The sequence below is a fragment of the Pseudomonas sp. XP1 genome (genome assembly GCF_053557675.1).
On sequence record NZ_JBNRIJ010000062.1, the window covers coordinates 8,449 to 12,448 of the forward strand.

A 4,000-nucleotide genomic window follows, 5' to 3' on the forward strand; every position below is an offset into this window, starting at 1 on the left:
CAGGTGTGTCTAGAATTACCTGCGACCCTCCAGGAGTAAACTCACCATGACCTCAGCCTATTACACCGGCGAAGAACGCAGTAAACGCATCTTCGCTATCGTTGGTGCCTCTTCAGGCAACCTGGTGGAATGGTTCGACTTCTACGTCTATGCCTTCTGCGCGATCTACTTTGCTCCGGCTTTCTTCCCTTCCGACGACCCCACCGTGCAGTTGTTGAACACGGCAGGCGTGTTCGCCGCGGGTTTTCTGATGCGCCCCATCGGTGGCTGGATATTCGGCCGCCTCGCTGACCGCCATGGTCGCAAGAATTCCCTGATGATCTCGGTGCTGATGATGTGCTTCGGCTCCCTGATGATCGCCTGCCTGCCCACCTATGCCAGCATCGGCACCTGGGCCCCGGCGTTGCTGTTGCTGGCCCGGCTGATCCAGGGCCTGTCGGTTGGCGGCGAGTATGGCACCACTGCCACCTACATGAGTGAAGTGGCCCTGCGCGGCCAGCGCGGCTTCTTCGCCTCGTTCCAGTACGTGACCCTGATCGGCGGCCAGTTGCTGGCGGTGCTGGTGGTGGTGATCCTGCAGCAACTGCTCACCGAAGAAGAGCTGCGCGCCTGGGGCTGGCGCATACCGTTCGTGGTCGGTGCCATTGCAGCGCTGATCTCGTTGATGCTGCGCCGCTCGCTGCATGAGACCAGCAGCGCCGAAACCCGCCAGGACAAGGACGCCGGCACCATCAAGGGCCTGTTCCGCAACCACGCGGCGGCTTTCATCACCGTGCTCGGCTATACCGCGGGCGGTTCGCTGATCTTCTACACCTTCACCACATACATGCAGAAGTACCTGGTCAACACCGCCGGCATGACCGCAAAAAACGCCAGCTACGTGATGACTGGCGCGCTATTCCTGTTCATGGTGCTGCAGCCGTTCTTCGGCATGCTCTCCGACCGCATCGGCCGGCGTAATTCGATGATGCTGTTCGGCGCCCTGGGGACGCTGTTCACCGTGCCGCTGCTGATGGCGCTGAAAACCGTGAGCAGCCCGTTCATGGCCTTCGTGCTGATTACCCTGGCGTTGTGTATCGTCAGTTTCTACACCTCGATCAGCGGCCTGGTGAAGGCCGAGATGTTCCCGCCGCAGGTGCGTGCGCTGGGTGTGGGCCTGGCCTATGCAGTGGCCAACGCGGCGTTCGGCGGTTCGGCCGAATACGTTGCCCTGGGCCTGAAGACCTTGGGCATGGAAAACACTTTCTACTGGTACGTGACAGCGATGATGGCGATTGCCTTCCTGTTCAGCCTGCGCTTGCCGAAGCAGGCCGCGTACCTGCACCACGATGATTGAGGACGTGGCATGACCAACCAACTGTTCGACGCCTACTTCACCGCACCGGCCATGCGCGAGATCTTCTCCGACCGTGGCCGCCTGCAGGGTATGCTCGATTTCGAAGCGGCGCTGGCACGGGCCGAGGCGGCTGCCGGGCTGGTCCCGCACAGCGCGGTAGCGGCCATCGAGGCGGCTTGCCACGCCGAGCGTTATGACGTTGGCGCGCTGGCCAATGCCATCGCTACTGCTGGCAACTCGGCGATCCCGCTGGTGAAGGCGTTGGGCAAAGTGATCGCCAGTGGCGTGCCCGAGGCCGAGCGCTACGTGCACCTGGGCGCCACCAGCCAGGACGCGATGGACACCGGGCTGGTCGTGCAGCTGCGCGCTGCCCTCGACCTGATCGAAGCCGACCTTGGCAAGCTGGCCGATACCCTGTCGCGTCAGGCCTTGCAGCACGCCGACACGCCGCTGGTGGGGCGCACCTGGTTGCAGCATGCCACCCCGGTGACCCTGGGCATGAAACTGGCCGGTGTGCTGGGCGCCTTGACCCGTCACCGCCAGCGCCTGCAGGAGCTGCGCCCACGCCTGCTGGTGCTGCAGTTCGGCGGTGCCTCGGGCAGCCTCGCGGCGTTGGGCAGCAAGGCGATGCCGGTGGCCGAAGCCTTGGCCGAGCAGCTCAAGCTGACCCTGCCCGAGCAGCCCTGGCACACCCATCGCGACCGCCTGGTGGAGTTTGCCTCGGTGCTGGGCCTGGTCGCCGGTAGCCTGGGCAAGTTCGGCCGCGATGTCAGCCTGCTGATGCAGACCGAGACGGGGGAACTGTTCGAGCCTTCCGCGCCGGGCAAGGGTGGGTCTTCGACCATGCCGCACAAGCGCAACCCTGTCGGCGCAGCAGTGCTGATCGGCGCCGCGACCCGCGTGCCGGGGCTGGTTTCGACGCTGTTTGCCGCCATGCCCCAGGAGCACGAGCGCAGCCTCGGCCTGTGGCATGCCGAATGGGAAACCCTGCCCGACATCTGCTGCCTGGTCTCCGGTGCGCTGCGCCAGGCCCAGGTGATTGCCGAGAGCATGGAAGTGGATGCCGCGCGCATGCGCCGTAACCTCGACCTGACCCAGGGCCTGGTGCTGGCCGAAGCGGTAAGCATAGTCCTCGCCCAGCGCCTGGGCCGCGACCACGCCCACCACCTGCTGGAGCAGTGCTGCCAGCGCGCGGTGGCCGAACAGCGCCACCTGCGCACTGTGCTGGGTGAAGAGCCGCAGGTCAGCGCCGAGCTGTCCGCCGAAGAACTCGATCGCTTGCTCGACCCTGCCCATTACTTGGGCCAGGCCCGCGTCTGGGTGGCGCGCGCCGTGTCCGAACATCAACGTTTCACTGCCTGAAGGAGACCGCTGTGGCGCACTTGCAACTGGCCGATGGCGTTTTGAATTACCAGATCGATGGCCCGGAAAACGCCCCGGTGCTGGTCCTGTCCAACTCGCTGGGCACCGACCTGGGCATGTGGGACACGCAGATCCCACTGTGGAGCCAGCACTTGCGCGTGTTGCGCTACGACACCCGTGGCCACGGTGGGTCGCTGGTCACTGAAGGCCCCTACAGCATCGAACAGCTGGGCCGTGACGTGCTGGCCTTGCTCGATGGGCTGGATATCGCCAAGGCGCACTTCGTCGGCCTGTCGATGGGTGGCCTGATCGGCCAGTGGCTGGGCATCAATGCCGGCCAGCGCCTGCACAGCCTGACCCTGTGCAATACCGCTGCCAAGATCGCCAACGACGAGGTGTGGAACACCCGTATCGACACCGTGCTCAAGGGCGGCCAGCAGGCCATGGTCGATCTGCGCGATGCTTCCATCGCCCGCTGGTTCACCCCGGGCTTCGCCCAGGCCCAGCCGGCGCAGGCCCAGCGCATCTGCCAGATGCTGGCGCAAACCAGCCCGCAAGGCTATGCCGGCAACTGCGCAGCGGTGCGCGATGCCGACTACCGTGAGCAGTTGGGCCGCATACAGGTGCCGACGCTGATCGTTGCCGGTACCGAAGACGTGGTGACCACCCCAGAGCACGGCCGCTTCATGCAGGCCGGTATCACGGGTGCCGAGTACGTCGACTTCCCGGCGGCGCACCTGTCCAACGTCGAGGTCGGCGAGGCGTTCAGCCGCCGCGTGCTCGACTTCCTGCTGGCCCACTGAGGATACCGCCATGGACGAGAAACAACGTTACGACGCCGGCATGCAAGTACGCCGCGCAGTGCTTGGCGATGCCCATGTGGACCGCAGCCTGGAGAAGCTCAACGACTTCAACGGCGAGTTCCAGGAGATGATCACCCGCCACGCCTGGGGTGACATCTGGACCCGCCCGGGCCTGCCGCGGCATACCCGTAGCCTGATCACCATCGCCATGCTGATTGGCATGAACCGCAATGACGAGCTGAAGCTGCACCTGCGCGCGGCGGCCAACAATGGCGTCACGCGCGACGAGATCAAGGAAGTACTGATGCAGAGCGCGATTTATTGCGGCATTCCGGCTGCCAATGCCACCTTCCACATGGCTGAGTCGGTATGGGATGAGCTGGGCGTGGAGTCGCGACAGCAGTAATGCCTGTACCGGCCCATCGCCGGCAAGCCAGCTTGTGTCTTGAGAGGGGATTAGAATCTGAAGTGAGAGCGGTGAATGGCAAGCTGAATGCCA

Annotated in this window: 4 protein-coding genes; all 4 read left to right on the plus strand. The window is 64.7% G+C overall.

Annotation, left to right across the window (positions count from 1 at the left end; translation table 11 throughout):
* Positions 1–46: 46 nt before the first annotated feature.
* From ACK1U9_RS25325 to pcaC, 4 genes are read left to right on the plus strand one after another with little or no spacing between them, the layout of a single operon-like run.
* A complete protein-coding gene (locus ACK1U9_RS25325; protein ID WP_046617253.1) occupies positions 47–1,336 on the plus strand; it encodes an MFS family transporter in 1,290 nt (429 codons plus the stop codon).
* Positions 1,337–1,345: 9 nt separating this feature from the next.
* Positions 1,346–2,698, plus strand: a complete 1,353-nt coding sequence (locus ACK1U9_RS25330) for a 3-carboxy-cis,cis-muconate cycloisomerase (RefSeq protein WP_449110265.1) — start codon at positions 1,346–1,348, stop codon at positions 2,696–2,698.
* 11 nt (positions 2,699–2,709) lie between these two features.
* Positions 2,710–3,501: a 3-oxoadipate enol-lactonase gene (gene pcaD / locus ACK1U9_RS25335; protein WP_046617255.1), complete on the plus strand. Its 792-nt coding sequence runs from the start codon at positions 2,710–2,712 to the stop codon at positions 3,499–3,501.
* 10 nt (positions 3,502–3,511) lie between these two features.
* Entirely contained in the window at positions 3,512–3,907 is a 396-nt protein-coding gene (gene pcaC, locus ACK1U9_RS25340; RefSeq protein WP_003259581.1) for a 4-carboxymuconolactone decarboxylase, read from the plus strand.
* Positions 3,908–4,000 lie beyond the last annotated feature (93 nt).